The following is an 18,009-nucleotide window of genomic DNA, read 5'->3' as shown; positions in this document are numbered from 1 at the left end:
GATTGTCATGGCAGCACTAAGCATTCGCGCCCTGTCGAAGCGCTACGCCAATCTGGAGGTGCTGAAGGGCATCGACCTCGACATCGAGAGCGGCGAGTTTACCGTGCTGGTCGGGCCGTCGGGTTGCGGCAAGTCCACGCTGCTCAACATCGTCGCCGGGCTCGATCGCGCCAGCGACGGAACGATCGAGATCGGCGGACGCGTCGTCAATGACGTCCCGCCCAAGGACCGCGACATCGCCATGGTGTTCCAGTCCTACGCGCTCTATCCGTCGATGACGGTGCGGCAGAACATCACGTTCGGCATGGAATGCCGTCATGTGCCGAAGGCGGAGCAGGAGAAGGCGCTTTCGAATGTCGCTCGCCTCTTGCAGATCGAGCCGCTGCTCGGCCGCAAGCCGTCGCAGCTGTCCGGCGGCCAGCGGCAGCGCGTGGCGATGGGCCGCGCGCTGGTGCGCGATCCCCTGCTGTTCCTGTTCGACGAGCCGCTGTCCAATCTCGATGCCAAGCTGCGTGTCGAGATGCGGATGGAGATCAAGCGGCTGCATCAGCGCATCGGCGCCACCATCGTCTACGTCACCCATGACCAGATCGAGGCGATGACGATGGCGACGCGGATTGCCGTCATGCACCAGGGCGAGGTGCAGCAGTTCGCTGATCCCGACACCGTGTACCGCTATCCGGCCAACCTGTTCGTCGCGCGCTTCATGGGCTCGCCGCCGATGAACACCATGAAGGCGCGGCTCGAAGCGGACAATGGCGGGCCGGTGGTCGTGATCGGCGCGGGGCGGCCGGACGAGGCCCGCCTGCGCCTGCAAGGGTATGACGCGGCTGCCTCCTTCGTCGGCCGGGACATCGTGGTCGGGATCAGGCCGGAATGCATCGCCGAGGGAAGTCGCGGTTTCTCCAACGGCGCCGGCGCGCCCGTCGTCGTCAACGCGCCGGTCGAGATGGTCGAGCCCACCGGTGCGGAGACCATCGTGCTGTTGCGGCTCGGCGGCGAGTCCGCTTTGGCGCGGATCGCGCCGGACATCCGGCCGGTGCCTGGCGAGGTCGCCGCGTTCGCGCTCGACACGCGCCGCATCTGCCTGTTCGACCCCGAGACGGAGCGACTGATCGCATGACCGAGACGAGTTATCTGGGCCTTGCGGGCCAGGTGGTGTTGATCACCGGAGGCGCCAGCGGCATCGGCGCGGCCTTCGTACGCGCGTTCGCGGCCCAAAAGGCCCGCGTCGCCTTTCTCGACATCGACACCGATGCCGGCGAAGCCTTGGTGCGGGAGGTGACGGGCGCTGGCGGCGCAGCGCCGCTGTTCGTGCCGTGCGACTTGCTCGACATCGAGGTCCTGCGCGAGGCGATCGCACGGGTCCATGGTACGCTTGGCGATGCCGCGGTGCTGGTCAACAACGCCGCCAACGACCAGCGCCAGGTGCTGTCAGAGGTGACGCCGGCAGAATTCGACTGGACGATCGGCGTCAACTTCAAGCACGTCTTCTTCGCCGCGCAAGCGGTTGTGCCGCAGATGCAGTCACGAGGTGGCGGTTCCATCATCAACATGTCGTCGGTGGCCTGGATGCGCGGCGGGCCGGCGCTGCCGGTTTACGCCGCGGCCAAAGCGGCGATCGTCGGCTTCACCAACTCGCTCGCGCGTCTGGTCGGCCCCGACCGTATCCGCGTCAATGCGATTGCGCCCGGCATGGTGATCACGGAGCGTCAGCGGCGGCTCTGGTATCCGAACGAGCAGGCGATCGCCGAGCTCCGCACGCGGCAGGCCATTCCCGACGCCGTGACGCCGGACGACGTCGCGCGGATGGCACTGTTTCTAGCGTCCGACGACAGCAAACGCGTCACGCGTCAGTGCTTCCTGGTCGACGGGGGCCTCGGCTAGGCAGGCGCGCATTCAGCGCAGGAATTGCCGGAAGCGGCGAAGCGACACGAAGAACAGGATCCCGCCGATCGCCAGCAAGGCCGCGAATTGCGGCCACACGACGGTCAGCCCCGCGCCACGGAACAGGACGGCTTGCGCGAGGATGACGAAATGGGTGTTCGGCGCGGCGAGCATGATGTCCTGGATAATTTGCGGCATGCTCTCTCTTGGCGTTGTCGCGCCCGACAGCATCTGGAGCGGCATCAGCACCAGCATCAGGAGCAGACCGAATTGCGGCATGGTGCCGGCTGATGTGGCGAGGAAGATGCCCATGCTGGTGGTGGCGAAGAGGTAGAGCGCCATCCCGAACAGGAACAGCGGGACCGAGCCCCCGATCCGGACCGCGAGCAATCCCTGTACAATGAAGATCAGCGCGACGCTGGCGGCGACGAGAACGACGAGCCCCATCGACCAAATCTTGCTCGCCATCACTTCGAACGGCGTCACCGGCATGACCAGGAGATGCTCGATGGTGCCATGCTCGCGCTCACGGATCAGCGCCGCGCCGGTCAGGATGATCGAGAGCATCGTGACCGAGGAGATGACGTTGTTGATGGCGCCGAACCAGCCTTTGTTGAGCTCCGGATTGAAGCGCGCGCGCAGCGCCAGATCGATCGGCAGCGGCGCGGCCGAACGGTAGCGGGACAGGAACTCGCTGACCTCGTCGCTGACGATGGACTGGATGTAGCCGCTGCCCGTGAAAGCCTGGGACATGCGCGTCGCATCCACGTTGAGCTGGATGGCGGGCGATCTCTGCGCCAGCAGGTCACGCTGGAAGTTGGGAGGGATGTTGAGCGCAAAGGTGTCGAGCCCGGCGTCCATGCGGGACATCATCTCCGACTGCGGGATCAGCCGCGGGACCGTGAAATAGGGCGGGCTGAACGCAGTGATGATGCGCGTGGCGGCCGGCGACCTGTCCTCGTCGACGATGGCCAGCGCCGCCTGGTTCAGCGTCTCGGGCTGCGCCCTGGAAGACGTATAGATCGAGACCGTGAAGGCATAAACGATCAGCCCCAGCATCATCGGATCGCGCAACAGGCCGCGCAATTCCTTGACGCCAAGCTGGATGATGTTGCCTGCGCGCATGACTAGTTCGCCTGTTTCTTCAGGAACAGCACGCCGAGCCCGAGCAGCACGGGGATGGTGATCAGCAGCGCGACGAACGGTCCGGTCAGGTCGCCGAAATCCAGCCCCTTCGAGAAGGTGCCGCGCGTGATGGTGACGAAATGGGCCGTCGGATAGATCCGCCCGATGATCGCGCCCGCGCCCTGGAGCGAGGAAACCGGATCGACCAGGCCCGAATATTGCGTGGCCGGAATCATGGTGAGCAGCGCGGTCGCGAAGATCGCCGCAATCTGGCTCGTCATGAAGGAGGAGATCACGAGCCCCATCGCCGTCGTGATGACGACGTAGAGGAGGGCGGCCGCCATGAAGGCCACGAAGCTGCCCCTGAAGGGAACGCCGAATGCAAACACGGCGAAAGCCGTCAGCAGGAAGAAGTTCAGCATGGCGAGCGCGACATAGGGCAGCTGCTTGCCGAGCAGGAACTCGATCCGGGTGACCGGCGTGACGTAGAAGTTGATGATCGAGCCGAGCTCCTTCTCGCGCACGACGCTCAGCGTCGCCAGGATCGCCGGGATGATCAGCAGCAGGATCGGGATCACGGCGGGCGCCATCGCGACGATGCTTCTGATATCGGGGTTGTAGAGGAATCGAACCTCGAGCTGGTAGTCGCCGGTGGTCGCGGCATTGCCCAGGAGCTGCCGGGCCCGCTGCGTCAGCCATGTCGCGTGCATTGCCTGCACGTAGCTGCGTACGGTCTCTGCGCGCGATGGCATCGCGCCGTCGACCCAGGCGCCGATCTGGACCTCGCTGCCGCGCGCAACGTCGCGACCGAAGCCGGGTGGGATTTCGATGGCCAGGCTCAACTCGCCGCTGCGCATGCGGCGGTCGAGGTCGTCATAGTCGGTGATCGGCGCGAGCTCGGTGAACTAGCGGGACCCCGCGATCTGAAGGACGTAGTCGCGGCTGATGGTGGTGTCGTCGCGGTCCATGACGGCGAAGGAGAGATTCTCGACGTCCATATTGATGCCGTAGCCCATCACGAACATCAGGATCAGGCTGCCGAGGATCGCCAGCGTGGCGCGGATCGGATCGCGCCTGAGCTCGAGCGCCTCCCGCTGCGTGTAGGCAAACATGCGTCGGGGATCGAAGAAGCTTAGGGCGTTGTGCATGGCGCCGTGCGCCTTGGCGGCGGCAGGCTCGGGCGTGACATGCGGCGTGGCGCGCGCCTCACGCGCGTCTGTTGCGGCGATCGCGTCCGTCAGATAGGCGACGAAGGCTTCCTCCAGGTTGCCGCCGCCGCGACGCTCCGCGATCCCCGCCGGCGTGTCGCTGATCATCACCTTGCCGGCATGCATCAGCGAGATGCGGTCGCAGCGCTCCGCCTCGTTCATGAAATGGGTGGACACGAATATCGTGACATTGTCGCGCCGTGACAGGTCGGACAGGATCTGCCAGAAGCCATCGCGAGCGACCGGATCGACGCCGGAGGTCGGCTCGTCCAGGATCAGGATGTCGGGCGCGTGGATCATGGCGACCGCAAGCGACAGGCGCTGGCGCACACCGAGCGGCAGCGCGTCGGGCAGTGCGTCGATGACATCGGTGAGGTCGAAGTCTTCGACCATCTGGCGGACCCGTCCGTCGATCGTGTCAGGCGCGAGGCGGAACAGGCGCGCGTGCAGCTGCAGGTTCTGGCGGATCGTCAGCTCGGAGTAGAGCGAAAAGGCCTGCGACATGTAGCCGACGCGCCGCCGAACATCCATGTCGTTGGGATCGACTTCGTGCCCGAACAGCCTGGCTTCGCCTTCGCTGGCGGGCAGCAGCCCGGTCAGCACCTTCATCGTCGTGGTCTTGCTGCAGCCGTTCGAGCCGAGGAAGCCAAAGATCTCGCCGCGAGCGATGCGGAAGCTCACATGGTCGACCGCCGTGAAGTCGCCGAACCGGACTGTCAGTTGCTCGGCCTCGATCGCGATGTCGTCGTCATGCCCGCTCGCGCGTGGCGGGATCACCACCTCCTTGTAACCCCGTCGCTGCTCCTGAGGCAGCAGGGCGATGAAGGCGGCATCGAGATTGTCGGCGCCGGTCTGTCGCAGCAGCTCCGCCGGCGTGCCGGTCGCCAGCACCCGCCCGTCATTCATCGCAACGAGCCAGTCGAAGCGCGCGGCTTCCTCCATATAGGCGGTCGCGACGATGACGCTCATGCCGGGACGATCCTTTCGGATCGTCTCGATCGGCTCCCAGAACTGCCGGCGCGAGAGCGGATCGACGCCGGTGGTCGGCTCGTCGAGGATCAGGAGATCGGGATCGTGAATCAGCGCGCAGCAGAGGCCGAGCTTCTGCTTCATGCCGCCCGACAGCTTACCTGCGGGCCGGTCTATGAACGGGGCGAGGCCAGTGTCCTTGAGGAGTTGCTGTATGCGTTCCTCGCGCTCATGCCGGTCGTGTCCGAACAGACGGCCGAAGAAATCGACATTCTCGAACACGGAGAGGGTCGGGTAGAGGTTCTTGCCCAGGCCCTGCGGCATGTAGGCGATCTGCGGGCAGGTCCGCCGCCGGTGCGCAGCGTCCGCGATGTCGCCGCCGAGCACGTGGACGCGGCCTTCCTGGATCGCGCGAGCCCCGGCGATGAGCGAAAGCAGGCTGGATTTGCCGACACCGTCAGGTCCGATCAATCCAACCATGCGGCCTGCGGGAATGTCGAGCGTGATGCCGTCCAGTGCGCGAGTCCTGTCATAGGACAGCCCGACCGCTTCCAGGCGTATGACCGGCGCCGAAGAAGCTGACTGATCGCCGTTCGACGCGACGTTCATTTGACCAGATGTTCCGTCAGTTGGGCCGGCCACTCGGCGTTCTGGTCGAGCCGGACGAAGGCGCGGCCGGGCAGGCCTGTCTTGACCTGCTCGATGTTTCTTCGCAGCAGGTCCGGCGAGATATGCGCACGGACGCGGAACATCAGCTTCTGGCGCTCCTCCTCGGTCTCGACGGTCTTCGGCGTGAACTGAGCAACGCTGGCGACGAACGTCGCCTTGGCCGGAATGACCCATTGCGGCGCGGCGTCGAGCACGAGGCGGACCTCCGAGCCGATCGCGACGCGGCCGGCCTGCGCCGTCGGCAGGAAGAAGGTCATGTAGACGTCGCCGAGGTCGACGAGATTGAGCACGCGTCCGCCGGCGGAAAGCACTTCGCCGGGCTGGGCGACGCGGAACTGCACGCGCCCGTCGCGCGGGGCGCGCAGCGTCGAGTCGTTGAGGTCGGCCTTTATACTCTCGATGGCTGCCTTCGCCGCCTCGACGGCAGCCTCAGCATCGACGACTTGGGCTTCGGCAGCGCTGATCGCGGCTTCTGAGCCGGCGAGTTGGGCCTCCGACGCGGCCACAGCTGCGCGCGCGCCGTTGGCGGCCGCCCGGTCGTCGTCGAGCACCTGCTGGGACACTGCGTTGGTCCTAATCAATGTTTCGGAACGCTGTAGCCTTCGATCGGCAGCATCGAACTCCGCGCTGCGCTGGCTAATCACGGCGGTCGCCGTCTTCTTCTCGGCCTCGCGCTGGGTCACGAGACTCTTGGCCGTGTCGATCCCGATCGTGGCGCGCCGCAGTTGCGCCTGGGCCTGGCGGTACTGCGCCTCAAGTTGGGCAGTATCCATTTGTGCCAGCGGCTGTCCGGCCGAGACCAGATCACCCTCTCTCACGAGGATGTCCCTGATGCGTCCCGGCGTCTTGGTTGCGATATCGATCTCGACAGCCTCGATGCGGCCGTTGCCGCTGGCAAAGCCGGGCGGAAGGCTGTCGCCCCCCAGCTTCTGCCAGGCAAGGTAGCCCCCCACGCCGAGGGCCACGACAAGGAGGGCGATCAGCCAGCGTTTTCGATTGCGCGTCATAGTCTAGGCCGTTTCATCGACAGGCGGCGTCAGGTGGGTGTTTGATCCAGATTTCGCCTTCGCCCGCTCGCGCAGGCGCTGGAACGTCACGTAGAGCATCGGCACCATGAAGATCCCGATCGAACTGGCGGCGAGCATGCCGGCGAACACGGCGGTGCCGACCGCGCGGCGGCTGAGCTCGGCGGCACCGGTTGCGATGACGAGCGGCAGGAGACCGAGGATGAACGCAACCGATGTCATCATGACCGCGCGAAACCGCATGTGCGCCCCCTGAACCGCGGCATCGGCGAGCGCCACGCCCGCCTCCCGCTGCTCCTTTGCAAATTCGACGATCAGGATGCCGTTCTTGGCGGCGAGCGCGATCAGGACCACGAGGCCGATCTGGCCATAGAGATCGAGATTGAGGCCGGCGATCTTGATACCGACATATGAGCCGAGTACGCCGACGACGACCGACAGCAGCACCGGGATCGGGATCACCGTGCTTTCGTAGAGAGCGACCAGGAACAGATAGGCAAACAATACGGCGAGCATCAGCACGATGCCGGTCTGGCCGGCGGCTTGCTGCTCCTGATAGGCCGTGCCGGTCCATTCGAAACCGTAGCCTGCCGGCAGCACGGTGTTAGAGATCTCCGCCATGGCGGCTATCGCCGTGCCGGACGAGATGCCTGGCGCCGGGCTGCCGTTCACAGTCACCGAGCGATAGTTGTTGTAGCGGGTGATCACCTGCGGTCCGGTCACGATCTTGATGCCGGCCAGCGACCGTATCGGCACCATCTGGCCGGTGTCGTTGCGCAAGTAGATCCGCCAGATGTCGGAGATATCGGCGCGATCGAACGCCTCGCCCTGCACGTTGACCTGCCAGGTGCGGCCGTACAGGTTGAAGTTGTTGACGTAGATGCCGCCGAGCGTCGCCTGCAAGGCGGTAAATATGTCGCTGACGTTGACGCCGAGCGCCTGCGCCTTGCGACGGTCGATGTCGAGAAAGATCGAAGGATTGGTCGCGGTGAAGGTCGAGAAGACGCGCGCCAGCCGCGGATCGGCGTTGGCGGCGCTGATCAGTGCGCCGGTGACGCTGGAAATCGCCGCGGGGCTCTGTCCTTCCAGCGCCTGGAGCTGGTATTCGAACCCGCCGGAGGTCGAGAGGCCGATGATCGGCGGCATGTTGAAGGGCAGCACGTTTGCCTGCGGGATCTGTGCTCCGGCTGCGAAGGTTTGCGCGATCAATGCCTGTGCAGAATCGGCCGCCGCCTTGCGATCGGCAAAAGGCTTGAGTCGGGTCACGACCAGCGCGCTGTTCGGCTCGGACGCGCCGTCGAGCAGTGAGAAGCCGATGACGGCGAGGACGTGATCAACCGCCGGCATGTTCTTCAGGATGTCCTCGATCTTTTGTGTGACCTCGCTGGTGCGTGCGACCGATGCGCCGTCGGGGAGTTGCACCGACGTGAAGAAGGCGCCCTGGTCTTCCTCGGGGAGGAATCCCGTCGGCGTGATCAGCGACATGCCGAAGATCCCGGCGGCGAAGACGGCAGCGAATAGGAGGGAGAGTACAGCCACACGCAACAGTCGGCGCACGCCGCTGCTGTAGCGGTCACGCAGCCAGTCGATCCCGCCAAGCACGCGCCCGATGATGCCGCGCCTGGGCCCGGTGTGACGCAGGAAAAGCGCGCAGAGCGCCGGCGACAATGTCAGCGCGTTCAATGCTGAAATGATCATCGCGGCGCTGATCGTGACCGCGAACTGGCGAAACAGCGTGCCGGAAATGCCCGGAATGAACGCAATCGGCACGAAGACGGAGAGCAGCACCAGCGTGATCGCGATGATCGGCGCCGTGATCTGCGTCATGGCTTTCTTGCTGGCCTCGACGGCGGACAGCGCCGGCTCTTCCTCCATCACGCGTTCCACGTTCTCGACCACCACGATCGCGTCGTCGACGACGATGCCGATGGCGAGCACCATCGCGAGCAATGACACGGTGTTGGCCGAATAGCCGGCCACCAGCAGCACTGCGAAAGTACCGATCAGGCTTACGGGAACGGCCACGGCCGGGATCACGGTAGCGCGGAGATTGCCAAGGAAGAGGTAGACCACGATCACGACCAGAACGAAGGCCTCGGCAAGCGTCCGCAGGACTTCGGTGATCGTATCCCACACGAAGCTCGTGGAGTCGTATTGTACGAGGTAGCTGAGCCCGGTCGGGAAGCGCTTGGACAGACGTTGCATCGTGGCTGCGACCGCCTTCGCTGTCGTCACGGCATTGGCGCCCGGTGCGAGATAGATCGCGATCGGCACGGCAGAGCGTCCATCGATCCGCGCTTCGCTGTCGAGATTTTGCGCGCCCATCTCGACCCGGGCGACGTCTTTCACCAGGAGCGAGGAGCCGTCCGGATTGGCGCGCAGCACGATGTTGGCGAATTGATCGGTGGTGGCGAGCCGGCCGAGGGTCTGAACATTGAACTGGAATTGCTGGTCATCGCTGATCGGCCGCGCGCCGATGCGGCCGACCGGTGCCTGGACGCTTTGCGCACGGATCGCGGCAATGACGTCCGACGGAGTCAGATTGAGGCTGGTCAGCCGCTGCGTATCGAACCAGATCCGCATCGAGTAGTTCATTTTGGCGAACAGATTGGTCTGGCCGACCCCCGGCGTGCTGGCGAGGGCATCGAGCACGTTGATGATGGCGTAGTTGGTGATGAAAAGCGGATCCTGCTGCCCGTCGGCGCTGTAGAGCACCAGGAATTGCAGGATCGCCGAGGACCGCTTGCGCACCGTGACGCCCTGTTGCTGGACCTCCGTCGGCAGTTGCGACAGTGCGCTCTGGACGCGATTGTTGACGTTGACCGTATTGATGTCGGGGTTGGTGCCGAGAGCGAAAGAAACGGTAAGCGTATAGGTGCCGTCATTGGCACTGGTCGATTTCATATAGAGGGCGCGGTCCACGCCGATGACCTGCGCCTCCAGTGGCTGGGCGACGCTGCCTTCGACCACCTCCGCGGATGCGCCGGGGAAGGTGGCGGAGACCGAGACCTGCGGCGGCACGATGTCCGGAAACTGCGCCACCGGGATCTGCATCACCGCGAGTGCACCGGCGATGGTGATGATGAATGCGATCACCATCGCCAGTCGCGGGCGATCGATGAAAACCGCTGACATCATCGCTTGGTGCCCACAGCTTCGCCAGAAGTGCCAGTGTCGCTTGTGGCAGCGTTCATGCTCGACAGGATCAGCGGGCTTGCCGGACCGGGCACGACGACCTGGCCGGGGCGGGCCCGCTGCAAGCCCTCGACAATGACCTTGTCGCCGGCGGTGAGCCCGCTGATCACGGCGGCGATGGTCGGCGTCGATTGTCCGAGCTTGACGCGGTGCTGCTCGGCCTTGTTGTCGCCACCGACGGTGAGGACATAATCACCCTGCTGGTCCGAGAGCACGGCGGAGCGGGGGATCGCCAGCACCTCGACGGGCTCGACGCCTTCGAGCACGACGGTGACGAATTCGCCGTCGGTCAGTTCGTGGACGGTCACGCCCGCGGCCGAAGGCGCCCGCAGGATCGGGTTGGCGATTTCGCCGCGCACGGTGACCGTGTCGGTGTTTTGCGCGATGGTGTTGTCGACGAAGTTCAGCTTGCCAGCCTGGCCATACATGCGGCCGTCGGGGAGCCGCAACCTGATCACCACGGCTTCCAGGCCGCCTTTCGGACCATACCGTTCGCGCAATTCCAGCCCCTGGCGAAGCGGCACGGGGAAGGTGACGTACATCGGGTCCTGGCTGACGATGGTGGTCAGAACGCCCGAACTCGGACTGACGACGTTGCCCTCGGTGACTGACGTGCGTCCGATCTTGCCGTCGATCGCTGCGCTGATCACGGTGTAGTCGAGATTGATCCGTGATGCATCGACCTGTGACTGAGCAGCCTGTACCTGTGCTTCCAGGCTGCGCTGGTTCGCAATAGCGGCATCGTAGGTCGATTGTTGTCCGGCCGGTCCGCCGAGCAGCGTGCGTGCGCGTTCGGTGGTCAATTTGGCGTTTTCCAGCGTCGCCTGGAGCTGCGCCACCTGTGCCTGCTTTGACTCGAGGTCGGCTTCGAAGGGGCCGCGTTCGAGATGATAGAGCTGATCTCCGGACTTGATTTCCGCGCCTTCCACGAACAACCGCTTTTCCAGAAACGCGGTGACGCGTGCGACGACGTTGACGCGATTGATCGCTTCGATCCGCCCGATGAATTCGCTGGTCTCGGTGATCGGCCGCTTGGCCGCTTCCACGACACCGACCGCGGGAGGACCGGCGGGAGCAGGCTGTGTCAAGGCTGTCCCGCCGGTGATGATCGTCACGAGGCTTGCCATCAGCAGTCTGACCGAGGCTTGTGCAAGGTCCATCGTCCGCTCCTTGCCCCGGCCCTGAAATCAGTGGCGCAGGCCTCACTCATTCCCGCGGCGTGCGGTTGCTGCGAGCAGGCTCGTCGTAGCCCTTGCGACGGCTGTAGAACATCAGCGCGATAAGGCCGCAGCCCGAGACCAGTATGAAGATCGCGGCGACTGCCAGGATGATGTTGCCGTAGAGCGGCATGGGCGTTGCCTGCCACACCGCCACGCAATACCAGGTGGCCACGACGAGAAGGACAGCCAGCACGGCCGCAAGGAGCCATTGGTTCTTCGTGTGCATGGTGTCCTCCATCGTCTGGTTGAGAGCCTGAATTGTCTTCACGACAAACCTGCTGCCGATGGACCGCGTCGGTTTGCGACAGCTCCTAGCGCCACCGCCATCCGCATTGACGACGGCCGCGATGCCACCAGCAGACCCAGCGGCGCCTGCGCCGCGGCGGCGGTGGTGGCGGTCGCCCCCAGCCGGGGCCTTGTCCCCAACCGGGGCCAGTTCCAGGTCCCCAGCCGGGTCCCGGTCCCCATTGCGCTTGCGTCACGAGATCGGATGGCATCCCCGCCTGCCCGAGATCGGGAGCGATCGGCATTGCTTCCGCGGCCTCGATCAAGCGAACGCCGATGGCGCCGATCGCTGCGGCGGCAACGGCATTCTGGGCAAAGCCGAGGAAAGCACGGCGGGTGGGAGCGTTCATCATCTTCTCCTCTTCCTGTCACACAGTCCGCCGCACGGACTGCAGCGCATAGAGCAGCCACGCCAGGCCATGCGAGATCAGGTCGACGCCCAAAAGGAATCCAAGGGCCCAGACGCTGATCTCGGGGAATCCGAGCAGGATCACGAGACCTGCGAGTGTTGCAAAGGCGCCAGAGATGAGCATCATCCATCCGTTCTGCCGCCAACGCGCGAAACTCAGCACGCAGCGAATGGCGCCCGAGGCGAACAGTATCGCGCCGAGGAAGTAGGTCAGGATGAGAGCGCCTGACACCGGCTGGCTGAGCAGCAGGAAACCGAGCCCCAGATAGAGCACGCCAAGCAGAACCTGCCACAGGAACCCGCCCCATCCTCTGGTCCAGAAGGCGTGCATGATCTCGAACGCGCCGGCCGCGATCGCAATCACGCCGATCAGCTTGACGCTGATGAGCGTTGCGAACACGACGTCGCCGAGAGCAAAGAGACCGGCAGCGATCAGCACGATGCCCAGGAGCGCGCAGACCCAGAATGGGGGCGGAACGAGAGCCTCGATCTCGGTTCGGCTGTCATAGGCTGTCATGCCATGCTCCTCATCGGCAATGGCTCGATCGACACGCCTGAATGCTAGCTTGGAACCCGCAGCGCCGACATCCGACGAAACCCTGAGCAGTGGAGCGGGAATATTCCAATTTGCATGAATGGCGGCGCTGCGATCGCGCGAGAAACGCCGGTGAATTGCTATCGCCGTCCCCTCGGCCCCAGTGTCAGATTGGTGACGCCCGCAGCGAGATTGAGCCCGATCGATCGCTCGATGGAGAGCGGCTGCAGCATCACGCTGCGCCGCGAGCCGCCGATCAGGACATTGGCGCCGAGGCCTGGCCCTAGTGCGAAATTACCACTCGCGCCCACATAGTTTCCGCGCAAGGTGGCGGGACCGATGCGCGAGTTCTTGGAGAGCACCGCCCAGGACAGGGTGCCTGCGCTGGTCACGCCGATATCAAGGCCAATGCGCCGGATCCGTCCTTCATAGATGTACTGCCGCGGCGGATTTCCCGTGTAGAACACGCAACGCAGCGTCTGCGCTGATCCGAGCACCAGCCCGACGCGCGGATTGCTGAAACACAGGAGCCGGCCGACCCTGAAGGTCTCCGCGCGCGCGGGCAGGGTGAACGTGCATAGCAGGACCGATACGCCGATCACTGCAACGATCCTCGTCATTCGCATGTCAGGCCTCCATGTGCGTCTTGGTGTCGGCGGGCGCGGTCCTCGGCCGCCGGTCCTGGCGAAGCCAGAAGGTAAGGCCGAGGCCGATGAGGAGCACGGCGCCCAGCAGGAAGAAGAAGAAAGACTGCTTCAGCCAGGATATCGCTGGAACGGCCAAGCCCATCGCAAGGCCGAGGAAAGCAATTTGCAGCGACAGAAGACTGACGCCCGCCAGGAACGTTCCGAGCGCGAGCAACGTCAGCAAGACGAGGCCGGTTGCCGGTGTCGGAAGCAGCTGCTGCACGCCCGACACCAGGATGATGTTCATCGTGACCAGGACGGCGACCCAGTGCAGCGCCTGTGTCCAGATCAACCGCAACTTGGCTTCCTTGCCGTCGACCTCCGGCCATTTGGTGATGACACAGACCACGCCGATGGCGAGTGCCAGGAACTCCCAATAGCCGACCAGGGGCTGGCGCGAGACATTGGTGTAGGCGACGCCCGCGACGGCCAGCACCAGCGCCACGACATAAGGAAGCTGCTGCCACAGGAAATGGGCCATGCCGGAATGAGCTTCGCCGCTCTCCGCCTGTTGTGTATCCATCTCGCGCTCAGTGTCATTCATGGGTCACCCACGCGTGATTTGCCGTTGTTCAGCGCCAGTCTGGGACCATCGCCGAGATAATCCTCGACATAGAATCTGATGATCGCGACCCGGCCGATGGCGACCAGCGGCATCGCCAGCGCAATGCCCATGACGCCGAACAGCGCGCCCAACAGGACGATCGCGACCAGGGTCCAGGCCGGTGGAATTTCCACGGCCTGACGCTGGATCAGTGGGCCGATCACATAGCCTTCGATCGACTGGATGATGGTGTAGACGACGACGGCCCAGATCAGCAGCGAGCCGCCGAGCGGCATCGCGACGAGCGCGATCGGAATGGCGGCAACGATGGGCCCGAGATACGGGATGAAGTTCGACAAGCCTGCCTGGAGTCCAAGCACGAATGGACCGGGCAGCCCGATCAGGTAAAGCGCGACCCAGACGCACAGCGTCATCAGGATGATGCGGATCAGTTGTCCGACGAACCAGAGCCGCATGACGTTGCCCATCTCGTCCATCACCTCGCGCGTCCGTGCCCGATATGACGGCTTCACCAGCATGACCAGGCTTTCACGATGGCTGGTGGGATCGAACGCAAAGAGGATTCCAAGGAACAGGATCACGAGCGTAGCGGTCAGCACGCTCGAGGCGCCTCCCAGCACGAACTGGGCGTGGCTCAGGAGCCGGCCTTGATCGGAGAACAGCCATTGCGCGAAATCCCGGCCCCATTCCGGACCGAGCAGATCGACGCCGTACGACAACAGATGCTCCTGAAGGATGTCGAGCTGGGCATCCATCACCTTGAGCAATATTCGTGTCTGCTCCGGCAGCTTGCGCGCACCCCAAACGAGACCAAGTCCCGACAGGGCGGTGAGGAACAGAAGCACGAGCGTCAATCGCCAGACGCGCTTGAGCGGGAGGGCTGGCGCGAGCGCCCGCGCGGCGGCGTCCAGCAAGGCCGCAAACAACACGCCCGCGAAGACGACGAGCAGGCTCGAAACGGATTGCCATGCCAGAAACAGTGCGACGCACGCAGCGAGCAGAGTGAGTCCCGTCGTGAGCAGGCTGCGCCGGCCGTCGCCTCCGGCGGGGTCGGCTTCGTCGCGCCGCGCCACCTCGCGCAGCCTGTCTTGTCCGATCCGGGTGTCGCTCATCGATCGACCAGTTCGCGGGATCTCGGCGGTCCCTTCGTTGCTCTAGGTGCGAACCCGACGGCTGCCATAGTGCGGATGCGTGCCGCCGCGATGGCGCCAGTAGCGATGCTTCGTCGGGTTCATATTGGTATTGGGTGTGGCGGTGGTGCTGGGCGCGGCTGCGCCTGGTTCTTTCGGCGCGGCCACGCCCTTGGTGTCGGACTGCGACAGGGACGGGGTCGAGGGTGCAGTCACCGCCATCAGTCCAAGGATCAGACCGGCGCAGAGGGCCCGGATGTTCATGCTCGCCTCCAATTGACAACCAAACGAATGATTCAGATCGAGATCGCTCCGACGGTCAGCGCATAGATGCCGGCGCATGCAGCGGCCGCCAGCGCTGCGAATGTGACGGCTTCGAACGGCCGGAACGTCGTCTCCTTGCGCTCGCGCTTGGCGAGGAAGAACAGCACCGTTCCGGGTGCGTACAGGATGGACGACAGCAGCAGAAATTTTGGCCCGCCCGCATAGATCATGCCGGCGGCATAGAGCGTCGCGACGGCCGAGCGGACCCAGTCGACTCTGCGGGCGCGCTCGCCGGCATCGTAGGTCTCGCCGAGAGAGGCGAGCTTCAGCCCATACGCGGCGACGAAGAAATATGGGATCAGGGTCATCGCGCTTGTCATCTTCAGTGCGAGCGTGAAGGCATATTCCGCAAACCAGGTAACGAGAAGAAATGCCTGGATGACACAGTTGGTGAGCCAGAGCGCGCCCGCCGGCACCTGATGCGCGTTCACGCTGCCGAGGAAGGAGGGCATGGTGCGGTTCATCGCGGCCGAATGCAGGATCTCGGCCGCCAGCAGCGACCATGACAGGTAATTTCCGAGGATCGAGATCAGGAGCCCGACGCTGATGAAGATGCTGCCCCAGCGGCCGACCATCGCTTCCATCACGCCGGCCATCGACGGCGTCGGAAGCGCCGCCAGCGCCTCGCGCGGCAGCACGCCGTAGGACAGGAGCGTGACGAGGACGAGAAGGCTCAAGACGATCAGGAAGCCCATGACGGTCGCAACTCCGATATCGGAGCGGTCCCTGGCGTAGCGGGAGTACACGCTTGCCCCCTCTATCCCGACAAAGACGAAGACGGTGAGCAGCATCGTGCCGCGGACCTGCGCGAAGACGTCCGGAAGGGATGGCTCGTCCGTTCCCCAGAAGTTTTGTGACAAGCGTTCAGCGTTCACGGTGAAGATCGCCACGATGATGAATGCCAGGATCGGGACGATCTTGGCGTAGGTTGCGATCGTATTGAGGGTGGTCGCTCCCTTGATGCCGCGCAACACCAGGACATGCACGCCCCACAGCAGCACGGATGCCGCCGCGATCGCCGTCGGCGTCGTGCCGTCGCCGAACACGGGAAAGAACTGTCCGAGCGTGGCCTTGATCAGGATGAGACAGGTGACGTCGGCGAGACAGCAGCCGATCCAGTAGCCGGCTGCAGAGGCGAAGCCGATGTAATCTCCGAATCCGGCCTTGGCATAGGCGTAGATTCCGGCGTCCAGCTCCGGCTTGCGACGTGCGAGCGCCTGGAACACCAGCGCCAGCATCAGCATACCGGTGCCCGCAATGATCCAGGCGATGATCGCCCCAAGCACCCCGGTGGCGCGGCCGAAGGATGCGGGCAATGCGAAGATGCCCGAACCCACCATCGACCCGATCACGAGCGCGGTGAGCGCGCTGCGTGACAGCGTCTGAGCGGCCTCGTTCGACGAAGGAGCCATGACAGGGAATGGCCTCCCGATCGGAAATGAGCCTGACACGACGGCCCGCGTGGATCGCAGGATGTCGGCCGGCCTCAGATCTGCGACCTTAGAGGCGGCATTCCCGCCCGCACATCAGGGATTCTCTGTAGAGGGCGATGGCCGTAAATTGGCATCGCCGGCCTCCTGGGGAGTGCCGCCTTCAGGCTCCGGCGACCTGCGTGGCCGCGGGCTGGTCGGAACGCGACAGCGAACCGGGTGCCGAGGCCCGCGCCACGAATACGAAGCTCGACCGAAAGAACTCGCCTGTCTTGGCGAGTTCGGCTGCAAGCCGCCTGGCGTGCTCCAGCGCCGCATCCTGGTCGGCGTACTCGCATCCAATCCAGTCGGGGAAGAGGCCATATCTGTCGACGATATGAAAGAAATAGCGCATGCTGCTGCATTAAGCTGGGGCGTGGACGGCTGCCAGTGACAAACCCGTAAGGCACATCCGCCAACGGGATGCCGAGCGGGCCGGCGGATTGCGCTTTCGTAAGGTGGAGGCGGGCGCCCCGGACTAGGGGAATCTTGCCTCGGTTCCTCGGGTGATCAGCCGATGTCCGGGACCTGCGCACCGGAATAGCGTGATCTCATCGCCCCGACGCGCGAGAGGAGGAAAGCGATGTCGAACTATGATCAGAACCTGGCGGGCTCAGGCCAGGCCGGCGGCAGCGCGATCGCGATTGACGCCGGACTGCGCGACTACATGTTGCGGATCTACAATCACATGGCCGCGGGCGTCGGCGTGACCGCGGTTGCGGCCTGGCTGACCTATCAGCTGGTCGATCCCTCCTGGCTGCAAAGCCCGGTGATGTGGGTCTTCATCCTGGCGCCGCTCGCGCTGGTATTCTTCCTGGGATCGCGCATCAATACGCTGTCGGTCTCGACGGCGAGGACGCTGTTTTTTGTCTATGCCGCCCTCGTCGGCATATCGCTCTCGATCCTGCTCCACATCTACACGAGCGCTTCGATCACCCGCGTGTTCTTCATCACCGCTGCGACCTTCGGCGCACTCAGCCTGTTCGGATATACGACGAGGCGCGACCTGTCCGGGGTCGGCACCTTCCTGTTCATGGGCCTGATCGGCATCATCATCGCAAGCCTGGTCAACCTCTTCCTGAGGTCGACCGGGCTCGACTGGCTGATCTCGATCGTGGGCGTCGGCGTCTTTGCAGGCCTCACCGCCTACGACACCCAACGCATCAAGGCGATGTACGACAGCGCGGACGATGAGACGTCGGCAGGCCGCAAGTCCGTGATATCGGCGCTGTCGCTCTACCTCAACTTCATCAACCTGTTCATGATGCTGCTGCGCCTCGCCGGAAGCCGCCGCTGAGCGGCGGAAGG

18 protein-coding genes are annotated in these 18,009 nt (G+C 64.5%); 3 read left to right on the top strand and 15 right to left on the bottom strand.

What is annotated here, in order from left to right:
* The first annotated feature begins 7 nt into the window (after window positions 1-7).
* Both NLN62_RS46735 and NLN62_RS46730 read left to right on the top strand, forming a co-directional pair.
* Entirely contained in the window at window positions 8-1,123 is a 1,116-nt protein-coding gene (locus NLN62_RS46735; RefSeq protein ID WP_027521070.1) for an ABC transporter ATP-binding protein, read from the top strand.
* Entirely contained in the window at window positions 1,120-1,887 is a 768-nt protein-coding gene (locus tag NLN62_RS46730) for an SDR family NAD(P)-dependent oxidoreductase (protein WP_254113166.1), read from the top strand. The genes NLN62_RS46735 and NLN62_RS46730 overlap by 4 nt, the downstream gene beginning before the upstream one ends.
* Before the next feature lie 12 nt (window positions 1,888-1,899).
* Here NLN62_RS46730 and NLN62_RS46725 read toward each other — a convergent pair whose 3' ends face one another.
* The 15 genes from NLN62_RS46725 to NLN62_RS46660 form a co-directional block, all read right to left on the bottom strand.
* The gene (locus tag NLN62_RS46725) at window positions 1,900-3,012 is read right to left on the bottom strand and encodes an ABC transporter permease (RefSeq protein ID WP_027521068.1); all 1,113 of its coding nucleotides are present in this window, start codon (window positions 3,010-3,012) and stop codon (window positions 1,900-1,902) included.
* A gap of 2 nt (window positions 3,013-3,014) precedes the next feature.
* Window positions 3,015-3,899, bottom strand: a complete 885-nt coding sequence (locus tag NLN62_RS53775; RefSeq protein ID WP_371933150.1) for an ABC transporter permease — start codon at window positions 3,897-3,899, stop codon at window positions 3,015-3,017.
* 18 nt (window positions 3,900-3,917) lie between these two features.
* Window positions 3,918-5,798: a ribosome-associated ATPase/putative transporter RbbA gene (rbbA, locus tag NLN62_RS46720; RefSeq protein ID WP_371933090.1), complete on the bottom strand. Its 1,881-nt coding sequence runs from the start codon at window positions 5,796-5,798 to the stop codon at window positions 3,918-3,920.
* Complete coding sequence (locus NLN62_RS46715; protein ID WP_027521066.1) at window positions 5,795-6,865, bottom strand: HlyD family secretion protein; 1,071 nt, start codon at window positions 6,863-6,865, stop codon at window positions 5,795-5,797. Before NLN62_RS46715 ends, rbbA begins: the two co-directional genes overlap by 4 nt.
* A gap of 3 nt (window positions 6,866-6,868) precedes the next feature.
* Complete coding sequence (locus tag NLN62_RS46710) at window positions 6,869-10,021, bottom strand: efflux RND transporter permease subunit (protein WP_254113165.1); 3,153 nt, start codon at window positions 10,019-10,021, stop codon at window positions 6,869-6,871.
* Window positions 10,018-11,238 carry an efflux RND transporter periplasmic adaptor subunit gene (locus NLN62_RS46705; RefSeq protein ID WP_035661079.1) on the bottom strand — a complete coding sequence of 407 codons (1,221 nt, stop codon included), beginning with the start codon at window positions 11,236-11,238 and terminating at the stop codon, window positions 10,018-10,020. Before NLN62_RS46705 ends, NLN62_RS46710 begins: the two co-directional genes overlap by 4 nt.
* A 46-nt stretch (window positions 11,239-11,284) precedes the next feature.
* Entirely contained in the window at window positions 11,285-11,566 is a 282-nt protein-coding gene (locus NLN62_RS46700) for a hypothetical protein (RefSeq protein ID WP_245287936.1), read from the bottom strand.
* Between the two features lie 43 nt (window positions 11,567-11,609).
* On the bottom strand, window positions 11,610-11,933 hold the full coding sequence (locus NLN62_RS46695; RefSeq protein ID WP_198031688.1) for a twin-arginine translocation signal domain-containing protein: 324 nt from the start codon (window positions 11,931-11,933) through the stop codon (window positions 11,610-11,612).
* Between the two features lie 18 nt (window positions 11,934-11,951).
* Window positions 11,952-12,509, bottom strand: a complete 558-nt coding sequence (locus NLN62_RS46690) for an HdeD family acid-resistance protein (RefSeq protein ID WP_027521063.1) — start codon at window positions 12,507-12,509, stop codon at window positions 11,952-11,954.
* Between the two features lie 158 nt (window positions 12,510-12,667).
* Window positions 12,668-13,153 (bottom strand): DUF992 domain-containing protein, encoded by a 486-nt coding sequence (locus NLN62_RS46685; protein WP_254113164.1) that lies wholly within the window; start codon window positions 13,151-13,153, stop codon window positions 12,668-12,670.
* 1 nt (window position 13,154) lies between these two features.
* Window positions 13,155-13,757, bottom strand: a complete 603-nt coding sequence (locus tag NLN62_RS46680) for a hypothetical protein (RefSeq protein WP_027521061.1) — start codon at window positions 13,755-13,757, stop codon at window positions 13,155-13,157.
* Entirely contained in the window at window positions 13,754-14,890 is a 1,137-nt protein-coding gene (locus NLN62_RS46675) for an AI-2E family transporter (RefSeq protein ID WP_027521060.1), read from the bottom strand. The genes NLN62_RS46680 and NLN62_RS46675 overlap by 4 nt, the downstream gene beginning before the upstream one ends.
* A 42-nt stretch (window positions 14,891-14,932) precedes the next feature.
* A complete protein-coding gene (locus NLN62_RS46670) occupies window positions 14,933-15,172 on the bottom strand; it encodes a hypothetical protein (protein WP_254113163.1) in 240 nt (79 codons plus the stop codon).
* A 32-nt stretch (window positions 15,173-15,204) separates the two neighbouring features.
* Window positions 15,205-16,644, bottom strand: coding sequence for a basic amino acid/polyamine antiporter (locus tag NLN62_RS46665; protein ID WP_027521058.1), 1,440 nt, complete (start codon window positions 16,642-16,644; stop codon window positions 15,205-15,207).
* Window positions 16,645-16,825: 181 nt separating this feature from the next.
* Complete coding sequence (locus NLN62_RS46660) at window positions 16,826-17,056, bottom strand: hypothetical protein (protein WP_254113162.1); 231 nt, start codon at window positions 17,054-17,056, stop codon at window positions 16,826-16,828.
* A 228-nt stretch (window positions 17,057-17,284) separates the two neighbouring features.
* Between NLN62_RS46660 and NLN62_RS46655 the strand changes: the two genes are divergently transcribed.
* Window positions 17,285-17,998, top strand: a complete 714-nt coding sequence (locus NLN62_RS46655) for a Bax inhibitor-1/YccA family protein (protein WP_027521056.1) — start codon at window positions 17,285-17,287, stop codon at window positions 17,996-17,998.
* The last annotated feature ends 11 nt before the right edge of the window (window positions 17,999-18,009 follow it).

Origin of the sequence: Bradyrhizobium sp. CCGUVB23 (genome assembly GCF_024199885.1) — a bacterium.
Lineage (GTDB): Bacteria > Pseudomonadota > Alphaproteobacteria > Rhizobiales > Xanthobacteraceae > Bradyrhizobium.
Note: the sequence above shows the minus strand (reverse complement) of the source record. Positions and strands in the feature narration are given on the sequence as shown.

What these genes read in the sequence shown, in the direction of transcription:
- rbbA (WP_371933090.1), bottom strand. Translation starts at nt 5,798, where the DNA reads ATGAACGTCGCGTCGAACGGCGATCAGTCAGCTTCTTCGGCGCCGGTC.
- NLN62_RS46735 (WP_027521070.1), top strand. Translation starts at nt 8, where the DNA reads ATGGCAGCACTAAGCATTCGCGCCCTGTCGAAGCGCTACGCCAATCTG.
- NLN62_RS46695 (WP_198031688.1), bottom strand. Translation starts at nt 11,933, where the DNA reads ATGAACGCTCCCACCCGCCGTGCTTTCCTCGGCTTTGCCCAGAATGCC.
- NLN62_RS46690 (WP_027521063.1), bottom strand. Translation starts at nt 12,509, where the DNA reads ATGACAGCCTATGACAGCCGAACCGAGATCGAGGCTCTCGTTCCGCCC.
- NLN62_RS46660 (WP_254113162.1), bottom strand. Translation starts at nt 17,056, where the DNA reads ATGCGCTATTTCTTTCATATCGTCGACAGATATGGCCTCTTCCCCGAC.
- NLN62_RS46665 (WP_027521058.1), bottom strand. Translation starts at nt 16,644, where the DNA reads ATGGCTCCTTCGTCGAACGAGGCCGCTCAGACGCTGTCACGCAGCGCG.
- NLN62_RS46710 (WP_254113165.1), bottom strand. Translation starts at nt 10,021, where the DNA reads ATGATGTCAGCGGTTTTCATCGATCGCCCGCGACTGGCGATGGTGATC.
- NLN62_RS46655 (WP_027521056.1), top strand. Translation starts at nt 17,285, where the DNA reads ATGTCGAACTATGATCAGAACCTGGCGGGCTCAGGCCAGGCCGGCGGC.
- NLN62_RS46705 (WP_035661079.1), bottom strand. Translation starts at nt 11,238, where the DNA reads ATGGACCTTGCACAAGCCTCGGTCAGACTGCTGATGGCAAGCCTCGTG.
- NLN62_RS46730 (WP_254113166.1), top strand. Translation starts at nt 1,120, where the DNA reads ATGACCGAGACGAGTTATCTGGGCCTTGCGGGCCAGGTGGTGTTGATC.
- NLN62_RS46715 (WP_027521066.1), bottom strand. Translation starts at nt 6,865, where the DNA reads ATGACGCGCAATCGAAAACGCTGGCTGATCGCCCTCCTTGTCGTGGCC.
- NLN62_RS46670 (WP_254113163.1), bottom strand. Translation starts at nt 15,172, where the DNA reads ATGAACATCCGGGCCCTCTGCGCCGGTCTGATCCTTGGACTGATGGCG.
- NLN62_RS46675 (WP_027521060.1), bottom strand. Translation starts at nt 14,890, where the DNA reads ATGAGCGACACCCGGATCGGACAAGACAGGCTGCGCGAGGTGGCGCGG.
- NLN62_RS46680 (WP_027521061.1), bottom strand. Translation starts at nt 13,757, where the DNA reads ATGAATGACACTGAGCGCGAGATGGATACACAACAGGCGGAGAGCGGC.
- NLN62_RS46725 (WP_027521068.1), bottom strand. Translation starts at nt 3,012, where the DNA reads ATGCGCGCAGGCAACATCATCCAGCTTGGCGTCAAGGAATTGCGCGGC.
- NLN62_RS46685 (WP_254113164.1), bottom strand. Translation starts at nt 13,153, where the DNA reads ATGCGAATGACGAGGATCGTTGCAGTGATCGGCGTATCGGTCCTGCTA.